Raw genomic sequence first — 26607 nt, forward strand, 5'->3', positions numbered from 1 at the left:
AAAATTATAGGCTATGAAAAAAAAATATTTTTTACTTCTTATTGTATTTAGTTTTATAAACGTTTTTAGTCAAGATTACTATGTGGCTACTCCTCAAGGTTATGGGGCTGCAACTACCGGTGGTGGAGCTGTCACCCCTATAACTGTAACCACTTGGGCAGCTTTAAGAACCCAAATGCAATCCGCAGGCTCAAAAGTTATTTTGGTTTCCGGCGTACTGACAGTACCGGCAACTCAACAGTTAAGAGCAATAATTAGCAATAAAAGCTTAATCGGACTTCCCGGTGCAAAATTAGTGAGTAATACATTAGCTCATCCTGGCGGAGGAATTATTTATCTCAGACCGGGTTCTAACAATGTAATCATTCGAAATTTAATTTTTGAAGGGCCGGGTGCTTATGATATTGACGGAGAAGATTTACTTACTGCCGACGGATGTACCAATTTATGGGTAGACCATTGTGAGTTTCAAGATGGTTTAGATGGTAATTTTGATATCAAAGGATTGACCGATAATGTCACCGTTTCGTGGTGTAAATTCACCTATTTAAAACCTCCTGTTCCCGGTGGTTCCGGTGGTTCAAATGACCATAGGTTTTCAAATCTTGTGGGTTCAGGGGCAAATGATGCTCCTGCCGATGGCAATTTTAGTGTGACTTTTCAAAGTTGTTTATGGGGTACAGGTTGTCGTGAAAGAATGCCAAGAGCCCGAAATGCTCAGCTTCATATTTTGAATTGTTATTATAATACGGAGGTTACAAACGCCAGAGCTCTCGGACTTGGTGGTGGCATCAACAACACCACTTGCTTTGTTCAAAACAGTGATTTTTCAGGAATTTCAAATGTTTATACCAACTATCCCGGAGATGGCGGAACAGTGGCACTTGCTTTTAATAATTGTATCAATGGAGCTACCAACATTGGTACAGTTACGCCTCCAACTTATACCACTACGATAATACCGGTAAATGAGGTAATCACCAATTTGACCGATGCAACCTGTGGAGCAGGAGCAACGCTAAATGTGACTGCTACCGGTGTAATCACACCAAATGAATGTACGTTTTTGGGAATAGCTGACATTGAAAATGAAAATAACATTCGTTTGTATCCGAGTTTAGTAAAAGACATTTTGAATATTGAATTATCTGAAAGTAATTTTGGAAAAACAGAAATTACGATCTACAATCTAAATGGACAAGAAGTTTTCAACTATACTGAAAATTCTACTTCAAACGAAATACTACAATTAAATTTAGAAAAACTGGCCAAGGGAATGTATGTCTGTAAAATAGAAAGCAACGAAAAAATAGTGTTTAAAAAATTTATTAAGCACTAATATTTTTTTAAAATAGTTTTGATAAATTGCTATAAAAACACCCTTAAAAATAAAAATTAGACCTAAAATTAAATAAAATATAAAAATTAACTCCTTTTTTTTTGCATTTACAAAAAATACTATTATTTTTATGCAATCGATTGTATTACAAATAAACAATAAACTTTAAAACAAATTATTATGAAGAAAAAATTACTTTTTATGGTGTTTGCTGCTTTAGCAATTACTACAACAGCTACAAATGCTCAGACAACAGTTTGGGATTTTGGAAATAGTACAGATTGGCCTGAGAATAGTGGATATTCTACAAATACAGTTGTAAATAATTTCGGAATCTTCCCTGGACAAGATTTGAGTGGAAATGCATATGCAAACACTGGTCAACTGGAAATTGGTCAAAATTCTGGAGCATTTCCAGATGGATTTACTGCTACAAAAAGATTTAAATTTAATGGATCTAGTTATGAAACAGGTTTTCTACCAGTAACCACACCACCAACCAAAAGATATTTTTATTTTGCTGTTGCTGGTCCTGTTACTGTTAAAGTATGGTTTAGAACTGGTGGTTCAGGTACTCGTACTCTTTATATTACTGACGGAACAAATTTAGTGGGTTCACTAGGTTCAGATTCATCAAATGATAGACTTATATTGACTGCTAATTACACTGGAACAAGTGGAAATCTATATATTTCTTGCGACGCAGCCTGTAATATTATGAAAATTGAAGTTACCGGAGCATTAGGAACAACTCAGACACTTAGCGTTAACGATTTTGATCAAATTGCTACAAAAGTGCATTCATACAAAAATCAAGTTTTTGTTTCAAATGTTTTAACCGCAACTGAAGTTAAAGTGTATAACGTTTTAGGTGCTTTAGTAAAATCATTTACAACGTCATCAGATACCGATTTCCAATTAAATCAAACCGGTGTTTTTGTCGTGAATGTAAAAACAGACGAAGGTGAAAAATCAGTTAAAGTACTTTTAAATTAAGACACTTTAGTGCTTTAAAAAATTAATGAGTAGTTAATTAATATTTATAGTTTTTGGAAAACAGTAGTAATTTTTTACTACTGTTTTTTTGTGTTTGTTTCATTCTATATTTAGATAGTTATAAATTGAATGTCAGTATGGCTATTTCAGCATGAGTAACGACAAGTCAAAGTCATATCAAAGCCATGTCAAAGTCAGCCTTGTGGTACCCCTACCAACTCTTTTACTCAAATAGTTCCTCAACCTGCAAAACCATTTCTTCTTTCAAAATAGGGTGGAAGAAGCTGAGTTGTTCCGCATGAAGATGAAGCCGGTTTGCTTTGGTACCATAAAGGTCATCACCCACAATAGGAGCATTTAAACCCTCCGGATGAGCGGCATGCACACGAAGTTGATGCGTTCTGCCTGTAATAGGGTAAAAGTAAACCAACGTCTGATTGCCCCGGTGCTCTATAACTTCCCATTTTGTTACTGCCGGTTTGCCATAGGTATAACACACCAATTGATTGGGACGGTTGTCTAAATCAACCCGCAACGGCAATTCTATTATTCCGCTACTTTGTGTAACCTTTCCATCCAACAAGGCCACATATCGCTTCTTAATAGTTCGCTTAATGAATTGTGATTGCAACTGTAAGTAGATAGCACTGCTTTTAGCAACCAACAACAATCCGGAAGTAGACATATCCAGACGGTGTACAATCAAAGGTCCTGTAGCTTCAGGATAGCGTATTCTCACGCGATCATAAACCGAATCGGTGATTGTCTTTCCAGGCACAGAGAGAAACTCTGCCGGCTTGTTGATAACTGCAAGATAGTCGTCTTCATAAACAATAGTGATGTCTTTTCCCAAAGCAGGATTAACTTCTAAAGGGTTGTCATCCATAACAATTCCTTCAAGCATATGTGCCAAAATGGGTTTGCATTTTCCTGTACAAGCCGGATAAAATTGACCATGCTTCCGCACTTCCGACTTAGGTGATTGACCCCACCAAAACTCAGCCAAAGCAATAGGTTTTAATTGGTTGGCAAAGGCATATTGCAACAACTTAGGAGCTGCACATTCACCGGCACTGGCAGGTGGATTCTCTTCAAAAATAGCTCCCAAACTCTTGGGAATTCCTTGTTGGTTTAAAAAGGCATACTGATGAAATAACTTTTGCTGTAATCGTGCCGATTTCTGTTTCCTTTCTTCCTTCAAAGCATCAATTTTCGATTGAAAAACAGCCACATTCTTTTGAGCCGCATCAAGCGTTGCTTTCCAATATTGATTCATCATCTTCAATTGAATGCTTTCTTCACGACTTTGCTGACTGAGTTGTTTCTGAAGGGCTTTGTACGCTTCAAAAACAGCCTCTTTTTCCGATTTTAAACGCAAGGCATCCCGTAGCAATTTGTTTTGCTTGCTGGCATCTTTCTTTTCTTGTTTGTCTTTTTCAGCCGTTGCTTGAAGAGCAACCCATTCCTTTTTAGCTTCTAAAAAATCAGTATCGTTTTCTAAAGCTTCAATTTTCCGGTTGTATTCGTTGAGAATTTTTTCTTCCTTTTTAAAAAAGCCGTCCTGCTTTAGCATATCAAAAACAGGCGGCACAAAGTGTTGGTGCTCATTACTATCAGCAAGTTTTCCCGAAAAAGCAGCGAGATAGCCCAATTCACCCTGCTTGTTTTGTACTACCAAAACACCAAACATCTTACCAATGACCAATCCTTTTTGTCCTGCTTTCAACCCAAAGTTGTGTTCCCAATCCGTCTGTGTTTCCAGATAGTTTTGCAGTTCCGTTGCAGCTATTTTACTAAGCGGATGTGGTTCGTAATAAAAAGGGAAAGTAAACTTTTCAGGTAGTGTAATGGAAGTAACGTCGTGTTTAAAAGTGATAAAATGAAAGTCTTTTTTCATGGTACTATTTTCAGTCCTTCACAGACTTTTCCATTCCATTAACGAAATTGATCCATTCCCGGAAGGTTTGGCATGCCTTCTTTGGCAACTGCTGCTAATTCGGCTTCGTTAATTTGTGTAGCCCGAGTGATGGCTTTGTTTATAACCAATACCAAATAATCTTCCAATTGGTCTTTATCTCCTAATAATGAGGCATCAACTTCTATCGATTTAATTGTGCGATTTGCAGTAAGTGTCACCTTCAAAAGCCCGTCATTGCTTTGTTCATCTATCAAAACATGGTCCAACTGCTTTTTAGTTGCTTCTATTTTTTGTTGGGCCTCTTTAAGTTTACCCATCATTCCCATCAAGTCTCCAAACATGTTAATAATTTTTATGTTATATGAATTGCAAATGTAGTATATTGCATAGTTTTGATAAACTATTTTTTATGAATTATAAGTTAAGCATTAGTTTAATTTGCGTTATTTTTGCAACCTCTTGTCAAAAAAAGGAGACCACTATGACCGATACCCTTGTTCCGCCGCTTGCGGCAAAAAAAGATACCGTGTTGGAAAAGCACGGAGATAAACGCCTCGATTCCTATTTTTGGCTAAACGATCGTGAAAATCCCGAGGTAATTCAATACCTAAAAGATGAAAATGAGTACTATCAGCAAATGACGACTCACACGCAAGCTTTTCAAAAAGATTTGTTTGAAGAAATGAAAGCCCGTATTAAGGAAGATGATGAATCGGTTCCTTATTTATACAATGGTTATTACTACATCACTCGTTTTGAAAAAGGAAAAGAATATCCCATTTTTTCCCGTAAAAAAGGAAGTCTTACTGCCGAAGAAGAGATTTTGTTCAATTGTAATGAAATGGCAAAAGGACAATCCTACTTTAACTTAGGTGGATTAAATATTAGTGAAGACAATAAATTAGCTTCTTTTTCTACTGATTTAGTTGGTAGAAGAATTTATACTTTACAAGTAAAAAACTTAGAAACCGGAGAAATTCTGGCTGACAAAATTAAAAATGTTTCCGGTACTGCAATCTGGGCAAACGACAACAAAACGTTGTTTTATACCACAAAAGATGAAGTAACCTTGCGTTCGGATAAAATTCACAAACACGTTTTAGGCACTGATGTAAAAAACGATGTATTGGTATTTCATGAAAAAGATGAAACTTTTAACAGTTACATTGCCAAAACAAAGTCTAAAAAATTCTTAGTTATCAATAGTAGCAGTACTTTAACCTCCGAATTTCAGGTTTTAGATGCCAATAAGCCCAATGACAAGTTCAAAGTATTTCAACCCAGAACAAGAGGGTTGGAGTACAACATTTCTCATTTTGATGATCACTTTTATATTGTGACCAATAAAGATAAAGCAACCAATTTTAAAGTGATGAAAACACCGGATAACGCTACCACCAAAGAAAATTGGGTAGATGTTATTCCGCACAACGATGCCGTTTTAATTGAAGGAATTGAAATCTTTAAAAATTATTTAGTCGTTGAAGAACGTTCGAACGGTTTAAACAAAATTCGTATCATGCCATGGAATGGCGGTGGGGAGTATTACTTACCGTTTGAAATTGAAACCTATTCGGCTTTTGTGGGTACCAATGTTGATTTTGATACTGAAATTCTAAGATATGGTTATCAATCTTTAGCAACTCCTTATTCGGTTATTGATTTTAATATGCGAACTAAAACTAAGGAAGTTAAAAAAGAACTAGACGTTTTAGGAGGTAAGTTTGATAAAAACAACTATAAGGAGGAACGTGTTTGGGCAACAGCGACAGACGGCACGAAAGTTCCAATTTCATTAGTTTATCGAAAAGAAGTAAAGAAAGACGGCAACAATCCGTTGTTGCAATATGCTTATGGTTCCTATGGTCATTCGATGGATCCTAATTTTGATTCCACCATATTAAGTTTGTTAGACAGAGGTTTCATCTATGCAATAGCTCACATTCGTGGAGGTGAAGATATGGGTCGTCAATGGTATGAAGACGGAAAATTATTGAAAAAGAAAAACACGTTTACTGATTTTATTGATTGTTCTAAGTTTTTAATCGAACAAAAATATACCAATCCGAAAAAGCTTTATGCTCAAGGCGGCTCTGCAGGAGGTCTCTTAATGGGTGCTATTATTAACATGGCTCCGAAATTGTATCATGGCGTTTTAGCGGGCGTACCCTTTGTAGATGTAGTAACCACAATGTTAGACGAAACTATTCCTTTAACCACGGGAGAGTATGATGAATGGGGAAATCCGAATGACAAATTATATTATGATTACATGAAGTCGTATTCACCTTATGATAACATAAAAGCACAAGATTACCCTAACATGTTGGTAACAACCGGATTACATGATTCACAAGTGCAATATTGGGAACCGGCAAAATGGGTAGCCAAACTGCGTGTTATGAAAACAGATAAAAATTTATTGTTTCTAGATACGAACATGGATGCGGGTCATGGCGGGGCTTCAGGCCGATTTGAGTCGTTGAAAGAACTGGCCAAAGAATTTAGTTTTTTATTAGATTTGGAAGGAATTAAGGAGTAATTAAAAAAATTTTATACATTTGCAAAGTTATAAGGTATCCAAAATTTTTATTTAAAATTTGCCTTGACTAACCTATTTTTTATGAAAGAACATATAAAAGCTTACAATAGTGTGTTGGACTTAATAGGGAATACCCCATTAATCAAGCTCAACAAAGTCACATCAAATTTGGAAGGTAATTATTATGCAAAAGTAGAGGCTTTTAATCCGGGTCATTCTACTAAAGATAGAATAGCACTTTATATTATTGAAGAAGCTGAACGTCAGGGACTACTTTCACCGGGTGATACTATCATAGAAACAACTTCAGGAAATACCGGCTTTAGCTTGGCTATGGTTAGTATTATAAAGGGTTATAATTGTATTTTGGCCGTTAGTTCTAAATCATCAAGAGATAAAATTGACATGTTACGCAGCATGGGAGCGAAGGTTTATGTTTGCCCGGCTCACGTTTCTGCAGATGATGAGCGTTCTTACTACAACGTTGCCAAACGCTTGCATGAAGAAACAAAAGGTTCGATTTATATCAATCAATATTTTAATCAATTGAATATTGATGCTCATTATAAAACTACAGGCCCAGAGATTTGGGAACAAACCAACGGAAAAATCACCCATTTAATCGCTTGTAGCGGAACAGGTGGTACCCTTTCAGGAGCTGCCAAGTATTTAAAAGAGAAAAATCCAAACATTCGAATTTTAGGTGTTGATGCTTATGGTTCGGTATTAAAGAAATATCACGAAACCAAAGAATTTGATAGCGAAGAGATTTATCCTTACCGTATAGAAGGTTTAGGGAAAAATTTAATTCCAACGGCAACTGATTTTGATGCGATTGATAAATTCATCAAAGTAACTGACGAAGAAAGTGCTCATACCACACGTGAAATTGCTGTCAAAGAAGGCTTATTTGTTGGATATACTTCAGGAGCTGTGGTTCAAGCCATTCGTCAATTTGCTGAAGAAGGAGAGTTTGATGAAAACTCTAATGTTATTGCAATTTTCCCTGATCACGGTTCTCGTTATATGAGTAAAGTATTCAGCGATGACTGGATGAGCGAACAAGGATTTTTTGACAGTGTGAATATGGAAGAAGTTCAGAAGATTGAGTTTATTAAGTAAGAAGAGAATAGAAGAAAGAAGAAAGATAAAGATTAGTATAGAAAAACTCCAAGTGGAAAGCTTGGAGTTTTTTATGTTTAAGAATTTTTTAATCGAATGGTTTTAAACTCATTCGCAAATAAATTATTCCTGCATGGTGTGATACACATTCATCACATCATCATCTTCTTCAATTTTTTCTAATAATTTTTCAATGTCGGCCATCTGTTCAGTAGTCACTTCTTTGGTGATTTGTGGAATTCGTTCAAACCCTGACGATAAGATTTCGATGTTTCTGTTTTCTAATTCTTTTTGAATAGCACCAAAACTTTCAAAAGGAGCATACATTAGAATTCCGTCTTCATCGGCAAAGATTTCTTCTACACCAAAATCAATCATTTCCAATTCTAATTCATCAACATCTTGACCTTCGGCAGGAATTCTGAAATTACAAGTGTGATCAAACATGAACTCTACCGAACCTTGTGTTCCTAAAGTACCGTTACATTTATTAAAATAGCTTCTGATATTTGCCACCGTTCTATTGTTATTATCCGTAGCAGTTTCAATTAAAACTGCGATTCCGTGTGGTGCATAGCCTTCAAACAATACTTCTTTGAAGTTGGCGGTATCTTTATCTGATGCTTTCTTGATGGCACGCTCCACATTGTCTTTTGGCATGTTAGCAGCCTTTGCATTTTGAATAACAGCCCTTAATCTTGAGTTGGTTTCCGGATTTGGACCACCTTCTTTCACGGCCATTACGATATCTTTTCCAATTCTGGTAAACGTTTTGGCCATGGCTGACCAACGTTTCATCTTTCGTGCTTTTCTAAATTCAAATGCTCTTCCCATTTCTATTTATTTCAGTATTCTTTAGTAGAAATTAATTTTAAAAATTTGTTATGCAAAAGTATAAAATCAACTTGCTATAAAAAACTTTATTTACCATAAAAATTAAAGTATTATTCTATATTTGTGGCCTTAAACTTAATTTTTTATTAAATGAAAAAATTTATTTATTTATCAATTCTTTTGACAGGTTTTTTTGGTTTTTCGCAAAACAGAGAAAAAGGAACTATTGAATTAACACCAATTGTTGGTTTTTCTTCTGCCAATTATTATGGTGATAGTGCATTAGACAATTCTTCTATCAGTGCTGTTGATTTTGGAGTAAATGGCGATTATTATTTCAATGACCGTTGGAGTTTACGTTCAGGTCTCCTTTATCAAACTATGGGAAGTAAATATTCAGGTTTTGATGGTAATCAAATTATAAATCTTGAAGAAAAATTAAAATATGTAACCATCCCTGTTAACGCAAATTGGCATTTTGGAAGTACCAGAAAATGGAGCCTAAATTTTGGACCAAGTATTGGTTTTTTAACTTCTGCTGATGTAAATGGTCAAGACATTAAAGATTTAGCAAATGCAACACAAGTTGGTTTCAATTATGGTATTGGTTATAAAATTGAAATTTCTGAAAAATTCAGCATATTAGTAGATTTTCAAGGTATGACTGGATTGACTGAAGTTCCTAAAGAATCAGATTTTACAATCAAAAACTCTTATGGTGCTTTCAATGTTGGAGGTGTATTTAAATTATAAATAATCTTATATAAATAAAAAAATCCGCAATTGCGGATTTTTTTATGTTCAAAATTTTAAGTTTTACTTCTTATAAAACGGCAATTTTACCACTTTCGCTTTAACTTTATTGTTTCTAATTTGAATAAAAATTTCAGAACCTTCTGAAGCAAATTCGGTTTTTACATAACCCATTCCAATTCCTTTACCCACAGTTGGAGCCATAGTTCCTGAGGTTACTATTCCAATGTTACTTCCTTCAGCATCCACAATTTGGTAATCATGACGTGGAATTCCTCTTTCCAACAATTCAAAGCCTACTAGTTTCTTTGTAACACCTTCTTCTTTTTGTTTTTTAAGGTTTTCGGAATTGGTAAATTCTTTTGTAAATTTTGTAATCCATCCCAAACCTGCTTCAAGTGGCGAAGTAGTATCGTTGATGTCATTTCCATACAAACAAAAACCCATTTCCAAACGTAAGGTATCGCGGGCTGCCAATCCGATTGGTTTGATACCAAAAGAAGCACCGACTTCAAACACTTTTTTCCAAATGTGTTCCACTTCGTCATTTTTACAATAAATTTCAAAACCACCTGAACCTGTATATCCGGTTGCTGAGATGATTACATTTTCAATTCCTGCAAAATCGGCCACTTCAAAATGGTAATATTTTATGGTACTTAAATCGATTGAAGTAAGCGTTTGCATGGCTTCCACACTTTTTGGTCCTTGAATAGCTAAAAGGGAATAGTTTTCAGAAAGGTTTCGCATGTCAACACCTAAATCATTATGCGACGCAATCCAGTTCCAATCTTTTTCAATATTTGAAGCATTCACCACCAAAAGGTATTGTTCCTCTTCTAATTTATAGACAATTAAATCGTCAACAATTCCACCGGTTTCATTGGGCAAACAAGAATATTGAGCTCTACCTACAGTTAAAACCGAGGCATCGTTGGAAGTAACTTTTTGAATTAAAGCCAAAGCATTTGGCCCGGAGAGAATAAATTCACCCATGTGTGAAACATCAAAAACACCAATTCCGTTTCTTACGGTTTCGTGTTCTGCAGAGACTCCTTCATATTGCACCGGCATGTTATAACCAGCAAAGGGTACCATTTTTGCTCCTAAACTTTCATGAATGTGTGATAAGGCGGTATTTTTCATTTGATTGTTGTGTAAAATTTGAAGTGGCTAATTTATTAAAAATAATGCGATTTCAGGTTGCTTAAAGCAGTCAAATTTGATTAATTATTACTATTCCATTCAAAATTCAACAATTCCTTCATTTATCTGATTTCCGTTAAAAAATATTTTCATTCACCATCCTAAAAAGCTATATTTACTTTTTGAATAATTAAAATTTTCGTTTCCAAAACGCATGAAGTCAGCAGAAAATATACTACCACCCTCACCGGAAAAAGAAATAAAAGAGCCCCATCTAAATATAATTTTAACTACTGATGAAGATGATGACCGCCCCGTTTACCTATCCGGTAATTTTAATCAGTGGGTGACACAAGACAAGAATTTTTTAATGGAAAAAGTGGGTCAGGGCTTATATCATTTTAAATTCCCTGAAAATTTCAAATATCCTGATGAATTGCTTTATAAATTTACTCGAGGCGACTGGAGTGAAGTCGAGATTGATAAATATGGCAACCGTACAGAAAATAGGTCTTGTAAACAACACAATGGCGTTCGACGGGAACACGTTGCTAAATGGCGTCACAATTGGTTGCCTTTTAAGTCAACTTTTTTACCGCAGGTACATTTGATTTCAAAAGAATTTGAAATTCCGCAATTGAATAAAACCCGAAAAGTTTGGGCCTTATTGCCCCATGATTATGATACAACTACGGAACATTATCCGGTGATGTATTTGCAGGATGCTCAAAATTTATTTAATGAAAAAGCCAAGTATGGCAATTGGGAAATTGATAAAAAACTTGCCGTTATGGCAGAATATAAAATAGGCAAAATCATTGTCATTGCTGTTGAACATGCCGAAAAAGAACGCTTAATTGAGTACAATGTCGGCAACACCGTTTTGGGTTCCGGTCAAGGAAAAAAGTACATTCGTTTTTTAACCGATACGTTAAAACCCTTTGTGGATACTAACTTCAGAACAAAACCTGAACGAGATTATACCGGAATTGGCGGCAGTTCAATGGGAGGTTTGGTGAGTATTTTTAGCGGCATCATGTATCCGGAAGTATTTGGAAAATTGATGATTTTTTCGCCATCGCTTTGGGTGGTTCCCAAAATTAAATTGTCCTTTTTGGATATGGAAGAGCCGCAAGAAACACGTATCTATTTGTATGCCGGTGGTGATGAAAGTGCCACAATGATTGACCATGTGCAACATTTCAAAAAACGATTATTGAAAAGAAAAACACTGGAAGACAAAATGAAAGTACGACTAAGTATCAATGAGTTTGGCAAACACAATGAAGTTCATTGGAGTGATGAATTTCCAAAAGCGATTGAGTGGTTGTTTTTTAGTAACAAAGATGAATAACAATTACAATGTCAAAAATCTAATTGAAAAAAATTATGAAAATCCATTATACAAATAATCAATCCTATAAAGCATTAAATTTAATTCCGTTTTTGGAGACAGAAACGGCTATTGTTTTTAATGACTTTCAAATTTCCCATTCCACCTTTTCAGGAAAAAAAGACAGTCATCACCTTCTAGAAAAAGAGGAACAACTGTTTTTGTTTATCGGTTTAGGAAAAAATCCGGACTATAAATCGGTCAAAACAGCTTTTAGAAGAATTGCTGCAAAACAAACGTCACATTTTAAAAACGAAGCCAAACTATTTCTATCTTCTGCATTTAAGGGAGATTATATTGAAGCACTTATTTCCGGTTTGTGGTTAGGAACATATCAGTTAGGTCATTACAAAAAAGAAAAAAAGCAACATCCTTTAACTTCAACTGATTTTGTTTTAGAAATCAATACGTATACAGATGTTACAAATGCTGTTGAAAGAGGATTAAAAATTGCCAATGCACAATTAGAAACTTTTCACTTAGTTGATTTACCTCCTAATAGAGTAACCCCAAAACATTTGGCCGATTGGTCAATCACTTCTGGAGAGAAGTATGGCTTTAAAGTAACAGTGTTCGGATTTCAACAAGCAAAAGAATTGGGACTTGATGCCTTTGTGTCTGTTGGAAAAGGAAGTGCCAACGATTCTCAATTTATTATCATGGATTATGTGCCTGTTGAATCCAAAAAACACATAGGTTTGGTTGGGAAAGGGATCACCTTTGATACCGGAGGTTTGAACATCAAAACAGCAGGAATGGTTCATATGAAGTGTGACATGGCGGGAGCTGCAGCAGTTTTAGGAACCATGCAACTGATTGCAGATTTACAATTGCCTTATCGGGTTACAGCTATAGTTCCTGCGTGTGAGAATTCGGTGGATGCCAATTCTTTTTTACCCAGTGATGTGATTGGAAGTTATAGCGGCCATTCTATTGAAATTATTGATACAGATGCCGAAGGAAGATTAATCTTGGCCGATGGATTATCTTATTTAATTAAAAATTACAATCCTGAAACGGTTATTGATATTGCCACTTTAACAGGAAGTAGTGTAGCCACTTTAGGTAGTGAATGTGGAGCTTTATTTACCAACAATCCGGATTTATCAAAACAATTGCAACATGCCGGAGATGAAATTGGGGAGCGATTATGGCCTTTACCGTTATGGGATGCTTATAAATCAGACATTGAAAGTGATATTGCTGATGTAAAAAACTACTCCGGAAAACCGGTTGCAGGAGCTATTTCAGCAGCAAAATTTTTAGAATTTTTTACTAATAATCATACATCTTGGGCTCATCTTGATGTTGCAGGAGTAACATTTATTGATGATGAATTTGCAAAAACAAAACATGCCTCAGCATTTGGGGTACATTTACTAACCAATTTTATTGAAAACCTGTAGCTTATGGATACGACTGCTAAAACTTTTATCTGCATTTCCAATTATTTTAAAGGAAATGATTTTTTAATCAATATGAAAAAATTAGGAAACAAAGTATTCTTAATTACTTCCGAAAAGTTGCGAAACAAACCTTGGGCTTTTGATTCGATAGACGAAATTTTTTATATGCCGGGTCAGGATATTGATTGGGATTTAGACATGTTGCTTCAAGGCGTTGCCGGAATCATGCGGAATGAAAAAATAGCCGCAATTGTTGCTTTGGATGATTTTGATGTTGAAAAAGCGACTTATTTACGAGAAAATCTTCGTGTAGATGGAATGGGTCAAACTACAGGAAGGTATTTCAGAGATAAATTGGCCATGCGAGTAAAAGCACAAGCAGAAGGAGTTCCGGTTCCGGCTTTTAGTGCATTGTTTAATGACGAATACATCAACACTTTCGCAGACAGCGTTTCGCCACCATGGGTTTTGAAACCACGTTCTGAAGCATCAGCCTCCGGAATTATGAAAGTACATTCCAAAGAAGAATTATGGGAAAAAATAAATGAATTGGGTGATAATCGCATTAAATATTTAGTAGAGCAATTCAAACCGGGAGCAGTTTATCATTGTGATGGCCTGAATTTTAATAGTAAAGTTTTATTCAGTTTAACATCTCAATATTTAGCCACTCCAATGGAAATTTCACAAGGAGGCGGAATTTTTAGAAGTGCTAACATTCCATATAATAGTGCTGATGAAAAAGCCATAAAAAAAGTGAATGAGCAGGTAATGAAAGCTTTCGGAATGAAACACGGAGCTACGCATACGGAATTTATTAAATGTAATGAAGATGGCAAAATTTACTTTTTGGAAACATCTTCCAGAGTAGGTGGAGCTCATTTGGCTGAAATGGTTGAAGCCGCTTCAGGAATTAATTTATGGGGAGAATGGGCAAAGATTGAAGATGCTTTGGTGCGACAAGAAACGTATAAAGTACCCTCACAAAAGAAACAATTTGCCGGAATTGTGTTGACTTTATCCAAATTTGAACATCCTGATTTGAGTGGGTTTAATGATGCTGAAGTGTGTTTCCGTGTTCCTTTGGAATATCATGCAGGATTAATTATAAAATCAGAGAAACATGAACGCGTTCGTGAATTATTAGACGATTATGCCGAACGATTGGTTAAAGATTTTGCAACTGTAGCAGCTCAGGAGAAAGTGAAGAAGTTACATTAATTTTTTAGCCACTAATTAACACTAATTTCACGAATTAATTTGATTGTATTTTTTTAATTAGTGGGAATTCGTGTAATTCGTGGCAACTGACAAAATGAAAAAATATAACTCTAAAAACTTTCACAAATACACTTTTTGCCTTTGGAAAGAAGTTTCTCAAACGGATTTTGAATTACAAAAATCGCATTTCAAAAGTAAATCGGGTAGCGAATATTATTTCACTGACGAGGGTGTTTTCCGAATTTCCAATCATTGGGGTAGGGTAGCCAATTGCCGATGGCGGTTAGTTCCTTTAACTGATTATAAAAACCAATATACCAAAGTAGGTTTTGCACGTTGGAATGATTTTTTGCCTAATGATGAAAATGCAAAGTTATTCTTTATCCAAGTGGATTGGGAGCAAAAAACAGCTGATTTTTTTCATAAAGACTTATCGTTTTACGACGGAAAAGCAGTTTTAAGAAATGCTGCTGAAACTGCAAAAGTGATGAAAACTATCAAACAAGTTTTGAATGAAGAAAATTGGGCGAAACATTTGGAGTATGAGGATTTGGATGTGATTCGGAAAGAAATCGTTGAAAGTATGGTTACTACAGATTTAAGTTTTTTGCAAATAAGAAAAAAAATAATGGAGTAAAAACGAATTGAATTAATTTTTTAATATGCTTCCCTATACTTGTTCAAAGCAATATGAGATTGATAAAAATAAGGTCATTTTAAGAGTAAAAAGATCTCCTTTTTTTGTACGGTTTTCATTATATAGCATAACATTTTTATTATTTTTTTTACCAATTTCTAGTGTTATATATTCAATACAAAATGGAGGAGAATTAAAATTTTTAATGATTGTAATGATTGGTTTTTTCGGTTTAATTTGTTTTTATATGTTACGAGTTTCTCTTTGGAATACGTATGGCATTGAAGTTTTACATTTTGATAAAGATAAAATCACATATAGTGCCGATTACGGATGGTTTAAAGACGGAACAAAAGATTACGAAATAAAGGCACCGGAACTAGAAATAAAACAAATTGGATATGAAAATGATTCAAAAGGAGTTTTGTTGATCTTTGATTCTAAGAATTATATTGAAACAGTAACTCAAATTCCTATTAAAGAATTAGAATCTTTAATTTTAGAGATTCAACATATAATCAAATAATCCTTCAATTTAAAACTCGAAATATCTTATTGTTTTTCAAACATCCCAACAGTTCCGCCAACCCAATCTTTGTCTTTGTTGAATTTTACACCAATCATTTCACCACGACTTAATCGAACTAAATTGGTAACCGGAATAGGAGCGGCAGCATCTTTTGGCCAAACACACAAAATGCGGACTTCTGCTTTTACTTTACCATCAGGTGATTGAATAATAGGCAGGTAGTTTACTTTTTTCTGTAAAATATATAAGTCCTTTTCTTTTACGGCTTCAATATCTTCGGGTTTGACATGAAATACAACACCACTCCCTGAAAAGGAAAATAAAGGCTTGAGCACATAATTCTCTAAATCGGATGGGATTTCTTTTAATTCACTAAGCAATGTAGTTTCAATAAAATACTTCCCTTTGAGATAAGGCAAAATAAACTTACTGATACGGAAAAACCAATTGGGATGTCCAGCCCATTCTACATCCAAATCATCAGAAAAATCAAAGTTGAGTTGCAAATCAGTTCGCAAATCTAATTCGTCAAATATGACACGATTGTAAATGCGTTTCACTTCAATTTCAACTCCATCAGCATTGGTGTAAAATAGCTTTTTACCTTTCTGAATGAGTTCTGTTACACAAACAATCGGAATTCCAATGTCACGTTTGCAGTAATAAAAATCAATCTTTGTATTTTGCTTTTCAGGTTCAATTTCTAAAAGGATGACATTTTCTTTTGGGTACTCATCACAAATCACTTCTTCAATTAACTTCAAATAGGAATCGTGATTTAATCCGTTAAGATAGGGAGTCAGTTCAGAAAGAAAAGGGTAGTGGTTCGTAAATTTTTGAGCCAAATTATTTTGAAAATTGAACAACGAAGGAAAACCTTGTACTTCAATTAGCTTTGGAATCAATTGATTGTTTTCTTCACAAATACCAAAATCAATAGCTAAAAAAGAAGTGTGATTGTCTTCGTTAGGCACTTTTCTATTTAACTCTAAAGCTATGTTTGTTAATTCTTTAAAACCTTCTTTCTGAATAAAAACTATAACTTCATTACAACCTTCAAGTAACTGAGATTTTAATTCATTAGAAATAAAAAACGGAGTTTCCCCAATACGAAATGTAGGTTTGTAATCAAACTCATTAGTTATTGAATCGATAAGTTGGTTATATTTTTCAACAGAGAATTGTTCGTTAAAAAGCTTTCTATATTTAGTATTCATGTTAAAAAATCGTTTTAAAAAAGGCACAAAAGAAAAACTTGTGTGCCTTTACAATTGAAATAAATTGAGATTTCAGTTAGAGAGTATTCTTTTGTGTTTCATCAAATCGTTTATGGCTATGCGTAAAAAATTTGGAATAATAGTTTCGTTGGTTTTATAAATTTTATCTTCTTCAACCAAATTTTCAAGCATTCTTAAAAACTTCATTCGTCCTTTCATTTCAATAATTTTTTCTCTGAAAGTTCTATTTTTCATATGAGCTAAGAAACTTATAGGATCTGCTTCGGGATGAAATTGAACACCAACAAATTCTTTCGAAAAACGAATTCCCATAATGGCTCGTTCGTATTGCACATGATCTCTAATTTTTTCTAAGGCAATAATCTGAGCTCCCATTTTTTTGAAAATTTTTAAATGCGGTTGCACAACTTGAAAATCACGACTATCAATTGTATAAAATGGATTTTCGAGACCTTCAAATAAAGTATCATTCAAACCTTCATTAACTTTATGGGTTGTCATTATTCCGAACGAAGTATCTTTTCGCTTATTAATTTCAGCTAAACCGAAGTGTTTACAAGCCATTTGAAAGGAATGGCAAATAAACAACACGTGTTTTTTCATTTCATTTTCCTTGTTCCAATTCCAAAGACTATCAATCAATTCAAAATATTTTTTATCCCAAATTCCGTTACCTTCCAACGGATTTCCGGGTCCGCCACTTGAAATGTAAATGTCAAACTTGTTTATATCCGGAATTTCATTTTTGCCTCTAACATCAAAAACCTGAAAGGAAACCATTTGGTTGAAACGATTTATGATATCAAAAATGCATCGCATTCCTTGATTTGCCTCTCCGTCATACATATCTAATACGGCAATTCTGATTTGTCTATCCATTTGATTTTGATTTAATAAAGCAAATATACCTATTTTTTAAAAGAAGCTATTTAGCTTTAACTTGGGTTTATTACTAAATCTATTAACATTTTTCACATTTTAATCAATCCCTTTAGTAAATTGAGCTGTAATGAAATCTACTACTTTGGTTAAATCTTGAGTTTCTTCAAAAATAGCTAATTGTTTTGCTGCTCCTGTTCCTTCTCTAAGGATAGTATGCACATAATTAATTTCTTCACGACTACCCAATTCGTCAACTACATCTTCAATAAACTCGAGAAGTTCCAGAATGAGTTCTTTGGTTGGCACCTCTTTTTGTAAACCAAAATCAATCATATTACCCTGAACACCATAACGTGCAGCTCTGAACTTATTTTCTTTTATCAAAGCCAATCTGTAAATATTAAAACTTGTGTTAGCTTGTGTCAATTTATACAATTTAGCCACAACAGCTTGAATGATGGCGACAATACAAATGGTTTCATCAACTGTTAAACTCATGTCGCAAATACGAAATTCAATAGTGTTATAGAACGGATGCAGACGTAAATCCCACCATATTTTCTTAGGATTGTCAATGCAATTTGTTTTAACCAATGTTTCCAAGAAATTATCATAAGATTGGACCGAATCAAAATATTCAGGCAAACCCGTTCTTGGAAACTTGTCAAATACTTTTGTTCGAAACGATTTGTAACCGGTGTTTCGTCCTTCCCAAAATGGGGAATTGGTAGATAAAGCAAATATATGCGGGAGGAAATAGCATGCTTGGTTCATCAATTGCAAGCCAATTTCGCGACTTTCAATACCAACATGGCAATGCATTCCAAAAATCAAATTGGAACGAGCAGCGTCTTGTAATTCATTCACAATAGTATGATAACGCGGATCGTCAGTGATAGGTTGATCTTGCCATTTTGAAAAAGGGTGTGTTCCGGCAGCACCAACTACTAAACCTTGCTTTGCGGCTAGTTCAACAATTTTTTTTCGCAGAAATGTAATTTCTTCGCGAGCTTCTTTGACATTTTTACAAATATTGGTACCAACTTCCACCACTGATTGGTGCATTTCGGCCTTAACTTGTTCTTGCAAAATTATTTTGGCTCCATCCACAATTTTAGACATGTGGGAACGTAAATCTCTGGTTTCAGGATCAATAATTAAATATTCCTCTTCAACACCTAGTGTGAAAACAGGCAGTTCTTTCTTCATAATTTAATTTTTACTTCTTATTTGAATCTTGGAGCTTGATTAACAGAACCGTTCATAAAAGTTCCCCAAGTTAAATTCATTTGTCCGTCTTTGTGTTTCTTAGCATATTCAATGGCCATTTTTGCTGCTTCTTCTACAACCCATTCAAAATTTTCTTTACCAACCGAAGTTAATTCAGCATCGGGAGCCGGATTTCCAAAATCGATGGCATATGGAATTCCGTCACGAACTGCAAATTCAACTGTATTGAAATCATATCCTAAACCTTTGCAAAGACGTAAGGTATAATCTTTAACTGTAGCTAATAATTTTTTGTCAGCAGGAGGTCCGTCAACAACATAACGCAAATGATGTGGGTTTCTTGGTTCGTAAGGCATGATTCTAACTGCTTTTCCACCTAAACAATATACACGAAAATAAAGGTCAAAAACAATTTCTTCTTGTAACAACATTACCAATTGTCCAGTTTCACGGTGTACTTCCCAAAATTCATCTCTGTTTTCCAATCGATACACATTTTTCCAACCACCACCGGCATATGGCTTCATGTAGGCCGGAAAACCAATATAATTGAACATTTCTTCCCAATCTAAAGGGTATTTCAAATTACGGAATGACTTACTGGTTGTGTCAGTAGGGTGTTCGGCAGAAGGAAGAAGAACGGTGTTTGGTAATGGAACGCCCAATACATCGGCTAAACAATTGTTGAAAAACTTATCATCAGCACTCCACCAAAAAGGGTTATTGATTACTGCAGTTCCCGTAAGAGCTGCATTTTTTAAATAGGCTCTATAAAAGGGTACATCTTGTGAAATACGATCAATGATTACGGCATAATCTGATGCTTTATTTTGAACTACCTTGTCAATAGATACGGCTTCTGCAATAATCCCTTTTTCATTTTTTGAGTTAACACGATCTATAAAAGCTTGTGGAAAGGTGTCTTCCATTCCGAATAAAATTCCAATTTTTTTCATATACTTTTTATTTAGTTGTACTTTTTTTGAACTTTTTTGATTTTAATTAAATTTAATTCGTGATAAATAATGGGGAAACATTTCTCTCCAAACCGGCCAATCATGTTCGCGGTTTTGTCTGATATCAAGCCAATGTGGCACATCTCTATGGGCAAGAATTCTACTTAATCGCAAATTGGCATCCAAACAAATATCCCAATTTGAAGTACCTAATACAATATCCATTCGCCATAACTCAGGATCGTTTAAACCGTGTATAAAATCTTCGGGGCTATTGTAAAACACATTTTCATCGTGATGACCATCCATAAAACTTTTGATGCTAAAAGCACCACTCATGGCAAACATATGACTTACATAGCCAGGATGTCTGAAAGCAAAGTTTGCGGCATGATATGCACCAAAACTGCAGCCTGCAACGGCAACTTTTCCAACTGAGGTATTGTTTCGCACACGTTCTACAATTTCATGACAAATCATTTTGTCATACCATACATGGTTTTGAATACGATGAACCGGATGAATGTTTTTATTGTAAAAACTATCTTTATCGATACTACCCGGGCAAAAAATTTGAATTAATCCTTGTTCGATATACCATTGAGCTGATTTAATTAGTCCTTGATCTCGATTTTCATGATAACTTCCCATTGAAGTAGGAAAAACAATTACCGGATATCCGGCGTGACCAAAAACCAACATTTCAATTTCTCTATTTAAGTTGGGCGAGTACCATTTAAAATATTCTTCTTTCATACTTATACTTTTAACAATAATACAGAAAATTGTACAAAAAAACTCGTAAAACCTAAACTTTTGAAAATTATTATGATAAATAAACAATACTACTTATATGACTAAAAATATCTTAAAAAACTAGTTATAATTGGGTACTCATTTTAAGTTTTTTCAATAAATTGTGTTAATAAGAAACAGACAAACAGCACTTATGTACTTATTTTAGTAAAAAAATCAGTTTAAAACGCCAATAAATATCGGAGAATTGGAATTATTTAATAAATTTATACTTAAAATATAGAATATGAGAACTACAATTTTAACACTATTTTTAATAGGAATGGTAGTATCCTGCAAAACCAATTCAAATTTGAAACCATTACCTGAGGAGACGATAGAAATTCCGACTAAAATAACGTTGAGTTATTTTAAAGCCATTGGAACAGAACCGTTTTGGAGTTTGGAACTATCTGAAGCTTTGATAAAATTTACGGCAGTTGACGAAAGTATGAATTTTAACGCACCACATGTTGAACCAATTCTGGCTATGGATGCTAATGTAAAAATGTATCGTGCTGCAACAGAAAGCGGAACTATTGAAATTACGATACGTAAAGCCACATGTTCCGATTCGATGTCTGATACAGTTTATTCGTATGCTGTAGAAGTTCGATTAAAAAAAGGGGTTGCTTCGGACTATACTACTCTTACTGGTTGTGGAAATTATATTGTAGATTACAGATTGCATGATATTTGGGTCTTGGAAGAATTAGAAGGAAAAAATCTTTCTAAAGATTACTTTTTAGATGATTTTCCGTTCTTAGAAATCAACAGCAAGGAAATGAATTTTTCAGGTTTTGGCGGGTGCAATCGAATCAGAGGAAATTTATTTCAAGAACGAAAAGTAGTACGATTTATGGATATAGCAAGTTCAAAAATGATGTGTGACCCCAAGAATAAAGAAGATATGTTTTTAAAAGCATTAACAGCTGCAACTACTTATGAAATAAAAAATAATAGACTATATCTTTCCAATCCGGATGGAATGAAAATTATTATGAAAAAAGTGGACTAAATTTATTCCAATTCAAAAAGCTGCACTTGACTTTTGAGTCGTTCAATCACTAAATTCATCATTCGTTTGTTTAGATTGGATGAATTTTGAATGTATTCAATATATTCATTAACCGTAAACAAACCAATGACAATTCCTTTTAATGAGTTTCTGAATTTGATATCTTTTTGAATGGCATTTTCTATAAACTGCAATTTTTTCTCAATAGAGTAGGAGTAGAAATCCGTTTTATGTTTTGAAATATAATTTTTAAAGACCTCTATTAACAAGTCGGTTTGCAATTTTAAGACAGGTCTGATGGTACTGTTTTGAAAACGTTCTTCAGAAGATGATTGTTCTGTAACGATTCCCAGCGTTTCACCACGATTTTCGGATATGTAAAAGTCTCTTGCTGTCATTTTTTCTTTTAAAATTATAAAAAAACCTCTGTCAAAAAACAGAGGTTTGCTTATAGTTATTAAGAATTGATTGTTAATTATTTTACTCTAAACGTTACACGTCTAACCAAACGTCTTGCTTCAACTGAAGAAGCATCTACGCTTGTATCTTCACCGTTTGATATAGCATTTAAACGAGAGGCATTAATTCCTGCTTTTACAAGCGTTTGTTTTACGTTCTCAGCTCTTTCTTTTGCTAATTTATCATTGTAAGGTGTTCTTCCAATTTCATCAGCATGACCAATGATATCGATTGAAGCTTCAGGATTATTTCTAAGATAAGTCAACATGAAATCAATACCTTCTGTAGAAACGTTGGTTGGTTTACGTTTATCAAAATCAAAATAAGTTGCTACATAACCGTCATTGATGAATTTTGTTACCATTTGTTTGTCAGTAACGGTAATTGAATCTTTAGTAGCATAAGTACGCTCTAAATATTTTTCTAATTCATCAGGAACACCATTCTTATTTTGATCAATCATTCTACCTTTAGTATCCACTGCGATTCCTGTAATAGAATTTGGTTCAACATCTAAATAATCAGGAACACCATCTTTATCGCTATCTGTTAAGTCAATTTCAATTTTAGCAACTCGTTCTTCAAGAGCTTCTAATTCTTTTCTGGTTTTATCGCGTAAGATTGCAAAATCTCCATGTACCTTTTCAGAACCAAATGAAATTGAAAGTCCTAATGAAGTGGTAAACAAACTGCCTGCTAAGTTGTTATTTGGTTCAGAATAAGCTCCATCCCAATTAAAATGTTGTCTGATATTAGAATTAAATGTGAAGTCGGTATTAAATGCAATGTTTTTTGTAATTCTGAATTCAGGTGTAATTCCAAACATAATACCGCCATTTCTTTCAGTTCTTCCTTCATTTATTCCCATTTGAGGTGTCATAAAAGCAACTTGAATACCCCCATGAAACAAAAAACTAAATCGGCCTAAGTTATCTTGAATATCAAATAGACGAGCTCCATTAACAACACCTTGAAGACCGACGCGGATGTGACGCATTTCAAAATCTAAACTACCGCTATTTTTAAAATTTTCCAGATTATCATAAGCTCCATCTAATTTTAAACCAAATTTTGGGCTAAACATATAACGAACGCCACCACTAAAATGGTTTATAGCGATACTTCCAAAATTTTTGCCCGGATCGCTTGCAAAATAACCAACCGAATAAGGTTTAATTCCTTTGCTTTGTCCAACATTAAATTCAATGGACCATTTGTTGTATTCATCATCAACAATTTTTTCTTCTTGAGCACTAACAACAGTGTTATAACTAATAACTATTGCTATGGTAAGTAAAATTTTTTTCATAAATTCATATAGGGTTTTTGGAAAATTAACAAAATTTTAATTTTTACAAATATATAAGAATTGTAATGAAAATGAATTGAATGTTAAAAAAATATAATAAAATTAATATAGACCTAATAATTTAATTACAAACGATTTAATAAGTTCTACATTTTAATAGTAGATTGTTTACTAATAGTTATAAATATTTTTTATCAACATAAAAAGTTCCAAAAGGAATGATTGAGGCAAAGGAAACTATAAGTAGTTTGGAAAATGGCCATTTTTCTAAAAAACTGAGCCTTAAAGCTATTACTATGTACAGAATAAAGAGAATGCCGTGAGCCATTCCAATATATTTTACTAATATGGGTATATCCAAAAAATACTTAAAAGGCATTGCAATAAACAATAAAACAATGAGTGATATACCTTCCCAAAAAGCTATTTTTTTAAAAAAATCTTTCATTAATTAAGCATTTGATAAATCGCAAAACCATAGATTACGAAACGAAGAAATCGCAATAGAGCAAAAATTAAAAAATTTCTGAAATCAAATCGAATCATTCCGGCAGCCATTGCTGCAATAGCAAAAGGTAAGGGGAGAAGTGCACCGGCAGCAATAAGCAAGCCGCCCCATTTTCTCATATTTATAATGTGTTTAGCCATTTTTTCTTCCATGTATTTTTGAATAGATGGAATCAAAAGCATTGCTTTACCTAATATGTAGGAAATAACACCTCCTAGATAAGATAAGATGGCTAATACACCAAGATATAAAATGGGAAAGTTTGTGTTTTTTGTCCAAGCAATAAAAATATCAGGAGGAAGTAAACCTAATATGGATTCAGAAATAAAGAAAACACTAAAAATAGTTAGGTCATCATATCTTTCAGTTAATATTTTTAATAAATCATTAATTTTTATAACTTCATAATTAACATACAATAAAGCTACAACAACAAGAACAATAGGTAATGATGCTTTTTTTATCCCATCAAGAATAAATCTGTAAAATCCTGTATAAGAATAATACTGATGCAAAAGTCGCCACCTGTTCTTTTTTAATCTATCTTTTGACATCTTTCAATTCGATTCAAACCTTTAAAGGAACTATAAAACTAAGAAAACACATTTTGGGGGTAAATTTAGCAATAATAGTTTATGGTTGTTTATCCGAAAGCCCCACCAGTCTTATTTTTAAGTTAAATTTAACCTTTCGAAAAGTTTATTGTTATTCTAACGATAAAGTAGCTAATAATGTACTTTTTGTATGTATTTTTGCAAAATTCGAAATTACAAGAAGCCTTCTTAATGAAAACTAAAGAGTTACTTAAAGACTATGAAGAAAAAAAACAACTTTATTGTTATCAATTAGGGGATATTGATGCTATTTTTGATAGAATTGACAATAAACCTTCAAATCATCACTTACTCTATCAATTGCCAACAGGAGGCGGAAAAACGGTAATTTTTTCTGAAATAGTCAGACGTTATATTGAAAAATTTGACAAAAAAGTAGTCATTCTTACTCACAGAATTGAATTGTGTAAACAAACTTCCAAAATTTTAAAAGGATTTGATGTAAAGAATAAAATCATCAACAGCAGTATTAAAGAAATTCCTGATCAGGAAGATTATTCGTGTTTTGTTGCAATGGTTGAAACATTGAAAAACAGGTTGTTAGATGAAAAACTAGAAATTGACAATGTTGGTTTAGTAATAATTGATGAAGCACATTACAATTCGTTCAGAAAATTGTTGAGTTCGTTTAAAAATTCGTTTGTTTTAGGAGTAACAGCAACGCCGTTAAGTTCGAATTTTAAATTGCCGATGTATGAAAATTACAATGAATTATTGGTTGGAGAATCTATTGCGTCATTAGTTAATAAAGGGTATTTAGCAAAAGCTACAACATATAGTTATGACGTAGGTTTAACCAGTTTAAAAATTGGAATTAATGGTGATTATACCGTTAAATCTTCAGATGAACTATATACTAATATTGCACTGCAAGAGAAGCTAGTACATGCTTATAAAAACCATTGTTTAGGAAAAAAGACATTGATTTTTAATAATGGAATTAAAACCTCAATTCAAGTCTTAGAAACGTTTAAACAAGCCGGTTTTCCTATAAAACATTTAGACAATACCAATTCGAATGAAGAGCGAAAAATGATATTGGATTGGTTCAAAAATACTCCGGATGCCATTTTAACTTCTGTCGGAATTTTAACCACCGGTTTTGATGAACCAACCGTTGAATGCATCATTTTGAACAGAGCTACAAAATCTTTGACCTTATATTTGCAAATGATTGGAAGAGGCTCTAGAAATCTTCCTAATAAGAATACTTTTGCTATTGTTGATCTAGGAAACAATGCGTTGCGATTTGGATTATGGACTGATCCGTTTGACTGGCATCATATTTTTAAATATCCGGAACAATATATCCATAATCTAAGAGATGATATGGAGATTGAACGTTATTTTACTTATAAAATGCCACCGGAAATCAGAGCACTTTTTTCTAAAACTAATGACATTTCATTTGATGTGGAATTAGAATACAAATTAGCCGTTCAATCTTTACAACGACCAAAAATTGTTATTGAGAAATCAATTCAACAACATGCAGAAATGTGTGTTGATAATTCAGAAAATTTAAATCAAGCAAAAGCTTTAGCAAAAATTTTAGATGAAGATATTGAAAGTAGAATGCGTCATTATGCTAATTGTTTAAATAATGCAACCAAGAATTATAAAGATTGGTTAATTGAAGATTACAAAATCAAACTTATCATTGCTATTGGTAGAACATATCGAATTAGAATTATGGAATCTGAGTAATTTAATAATGTATATTATTTGAACTATAATTTATATTATGTAAAATAGAAAATTC

Annotated in this window: 25 protein-coding genes; 12 read left to right on the forward strand and 13 right to left on the reverse strand. The window is 33.6% G+C overall.

The annotated features are described in order from the left end of the window. Positions 1–13: 13 nt before the first annotated feature. Entirely contained in the window at positions 14–1339 is a 1326-nt protein-coding gene (locus IEV15_RS06355; protein WP_188361682.1) for a T9SS type A sorting domain-containing protein, read from the forward strand. A 180-nt stretch (positions 1340–1519) separates the two neighbouring features. Beyond that, a complete protein-coding gene (locus tag IEV15_RS06360; protein WP_188361683.1) occupies positions 1520–2335 on the forward strand; it encodes a T9SS type A sorting domain-containing protein in 816 nt (271 codons plus the stop codon). 223 nt (positions 2336–2558) lie between these two features. On the opposite strand, the gene IEV15_RS06365 is transcribed toward IEV15_RS06360, so the two are convergent. Next, positions 2559–4232 carry an RluA family pseudouridine synthase gene (locus IEV15_RS06365; protein WP_188361684.1) on the reverse strand — a complete coding sequence of 558 codons (1674 nt, stop codon included), beginning with the start codon at positions 4230–4232 and terminating at the stop codon, positions 2559–2561. A gap of 38 nt (positions 4233–4270) precedes the next feature. Next, on the reverse strand, positions 4271–4594 hold the full coding sequence (locus IEV15_RS06370; RefSeq protein WP_188361685.1) for a YbaB/EbfC family nucleoid-associated protein: 324 nt from the start codon (positions 4592–4594) through the stop codon (positions 4271–4273). 140 nt (positions 4595–4734) lie between these two features. Between IEV15_RS06370 and IEV15_RS06375 the strand changes: the two genes are divergently transcribed. Continuing rightward, positions 4735–6795, forward strand: coding sequence for a S9 family peptidase (locus IEV15_RS06375; protein ID WP_188361686.1), 2061 nt, complete (start codon positions 4735–4737; stop codon positions 6793–6795). Between the two features lie 81 nt (positions 6796–6876). Then, entirely contained in the window at positions 6877–7917 is a 1041-nt protein-coding gene (gene capA / locus IEV15_RS06380) for a cysteate synthase (protein ID WP_188361687.1), read from the forward strand. Between the two features lie 123 nt (positions 7918–8040). Here capA and IEV15_RS06385 read toward each other — a convergent pair whose 3' ends face one another. Continuing rightward, a complete protein-coding gene (locus IEV15_RS06385) occupies positions 8041–8751 on the reverse strand; it encodes a YebC/PmpR family DNA-binding transcriptional regulator (protein WP_188361688.1) in 711 nt (236 codons plus the stop codon). Between the two features lie 150 nt (positions 8752–8901). On the opposite strand from IEV15_RS06385, the gene IEV15_RS06390 reads away from it, so the two are divergent. After that, positions 8902–9504: a porin family protein gene (locus tag IEV15_RS06390; RefSeq protein WP_188361689.1), complete on the forward strand. Its 603-nt coding sequence runs from the start codon at positions 8902–8904 to the stop codon at positions 9502–9504. 63 nt (positions 9505–9567) lie between these two features. Here IEV15_RS06390 and gcvT read toward each other — a convergent pair whose 3' ends face one another. Then, positions 9568–10650 (reverse strand): glycine cleavage system aminomethyltransferase GcvT, encoded by a 1083-nt coding sequence (gene gcvT, locus IEV15_RS06395; RefSeq protein WP_188361690.1) that lies wholly within the window; start codon positions 10648–10650, stop codon positions 9568–9570. 214 nt (positions 10651–10864) lie between these two features. Here gcvT and IEV15_RS06400 point away from each other — a divergent pair, with 214 nt between their 5' ends. The 5 genes from IEV15_RS06400 (at position 10865) to IEV15_RS06420 (ending at position 15833) form a co-directional block, all read left to right on the forward strand. Further along, entirely contained in the window at positions 10865–12004 is a 1140-nt protein-coding gene (locus tag IEV15_RS06400) for an alpha/beta hydrolase (protein ID WP_188361691.1), read from the forward strand. A gap of 35 nt (positions 12005–12039) precedes the next feature. Then, positions 12040–13449, forward strand: a complete 1410-nt coding sequence (locus IEV15_RS06405; RefSeq protein WP_188361692.1) for a leucyl aminopeptidase family protein — start codon at positions 12040–12042, stop codon at positions 13447–13449. Between the two features lie 3 nt (positions 13450–13452). Continuing rightward, positions 13453–14670 carry an ATP-grasp domain-containing protein gene (locus tag IEV15_RS06410; RefSeq protein ID WP_188361693.1) on the forward strand — a complete coding sequence of 406 codons (1218 nt, stop codon included), beginning with the start codon at positions 13453–13455 and terminating at the stop codon, positions 14668–14670. Between the two features lie 94 nt (positions 14671–14764). Next, a complete protein-coding gene (locus tag IEV15_RS06415; protein WP_188361694.1) occupies positions 14765–15307 on the forward strand; it encodes a hypothetical protein in 543 nt (180 codons plus the stop codon). 247 nt (positions 15308–15554) lie between these two features. Then, positions 15555–15833: a hypothetical protein gene (locus IEV15_RS06420; RefSeq protein WP_188361695.1), complete on the forward strand. Its 279-nt coding sequence runs from the start codon at positions 15555–15557 to the stop codon at positions 15831–15833. 26 nt (positions 15834–15859) lie between these two features. Here IEV15_RS06420 and IEV15_RS06425 read toward each other — a convergent pair whose 3' ends face one another. The 5 genes from IEV15_RS06425 to IEV15_RS06445 all read right to left on the reverse strand — a co-directional run bounded on the left by IEV15_RS06425 (position 15860) and on the right by IEV15_RS06445 (position 20898). Next, the gene (locus IEV15_RS06425) at positions 15860–17053 is read right to left on the reverse strand and encodes a hypothetical protein (protein ID WP_188361696.1); all 1194 of its coding nucleotides are present in this window, start codon (positions 17051–17053) and stop codon (positions 15860–15862) included. A gap of 72 nt (positions 17054–17125) precedes the next feature. Then, positions 17126–17953: a type 1 glutamine amidotransferase gene (locus IEV15_RS06430; RefSeq protein WP_188361697.1), complete on the reverse strand. Its 828-nt coding sequence runs from the start codon at positions 17951–17953 to the stop codon at positions 17126–17128. Between the two features lie 99 nt (positions 17954–18052). Continuing rightward, positions 18053–19165, reverse strand: coding sequence for a carboxylate-amine ligase (locus tag IEV15_RS06435; protein WP_188361698.1), 1113 nt, complete (start codon positions 19163–19165; stop codon positions 18053–18055). A 17-nt stretch (positions 19166–19182) separates the two neighbouring features. Then, on the reverse strand, positions 19183–20142 hold the full coding sequence (locus IEV15_RS06440) for an ATP-grasp domain-containing protein (RefSeq protein WP_188361699.1): 960 nt from the start codon (positions 20140–20142) through the stop codon (positions 19183–19185). A gap of 42 nt (positions 20143–20184) precedes the next feature. Then, a complete protein-coding gene (locus tag IEV15_RS06445) occupies positions 20185–20898 on the reverse strand; it encodes an esterase family protein (RefSeq protein WP_188361700.1) in 714 nt (237 codons plus the stop codon). A gap of 286 nt (positions 20899–21184) precedes the next feature. Between IEV15_RS06445 and IEV15_RS06450 the strand changes: the two genes are divergently transcribed. After that, positions 21185–21955 carry an META domain-containing protein gene (locus IEV15_RS06450; protein WP_188361701.1) on the forward strand — a complete coding sequence of 257 codons (771 nt, stop codon included), beginning with the start codon at positions 21185–21187 and terminating at the stop codon, positions 21953–21955. A gap of 2 nt (positions 21956–21957) precedes the next feature. Here IEV15_RS06450 and IEV15_RS06455 read toward each other — a convergent pair whose 3' ends face one another. From IEV15_RS06455 to IEV15_RS06470, 4 genes are all read right to left on the reverse strand, one after another. After that, positions 21958–22353: a glyoxalase gene (locus IEV15_RS06455; RefSeq protein WP_188361702.1), complete on the reverse strand. Its 396-nt coding sequence runs from the start codon at positions 22351–22353 to the stop codon at positions 21958–21960. A 77-nt stretch (positions 22354–22430) separates the two neighbouring features. Beyond that, complete coding sequence (locus tag IEV15_RS06460; RefSeq protein WP_188361703.1) at positions 22431–23723, reverse strand: OmpA family protein; 1293 nt, start codon at positions 23721–23723, stop codon at positions 22431–22433. A 178-nt stretch (positions 23724–23901) separates the two neighbouring features. After that, complete coding sequence (locus IEV15_RS06465; protein ID WP_188361704.1) at positions 23902–24171, reverse strand: DUF3817 domain-containing protein; 270 nt, start codon at positions 24169–24171, stop codon at positions 23902–23904. Then, positions 24171–24785, reverse strand: a complete 615-nt coding sequence (locus IEV15_RS06470) for a YqaA family protein (protein ID WP_188361705.1) — start codon at positions 24783–24785, stop codon at positions 24171–24173. The genes IEV15_RS06465 and IEV15_RS06470 overlap by 1 nt, the downstream gene beginning before the upstream one ends. A gap of 231 nt (positions 24786–25016) precedes the next feature. Here IEV15_RS06470 and IEV15_RS06475 point away from each other — a divergent pair, with 231 nt between their 5' ends. Then, positions 25017–26552, forward strand: coding sequence for a DEAD/DEAH box helicase (locus IEV15_RS06475; protein WP_188361706.1), 1536 nt, complete (start codon positions 25017–25019; stop codon positions 26550–26552). Positions 26553–26607 lie beyond the last annotated feature (55 nt).

Origin of the sequence: Flavobacterium orientale, from assembly GCF_014638005.1 — a bacterium.
GTDB classification, from domain to species: domain Bacteria; phylum Bacteroidota; class Bacteroidia; order Flavobacteriales; family Flavobacteriaceae; genus Flavobacterium; species Flavobacterium orientale.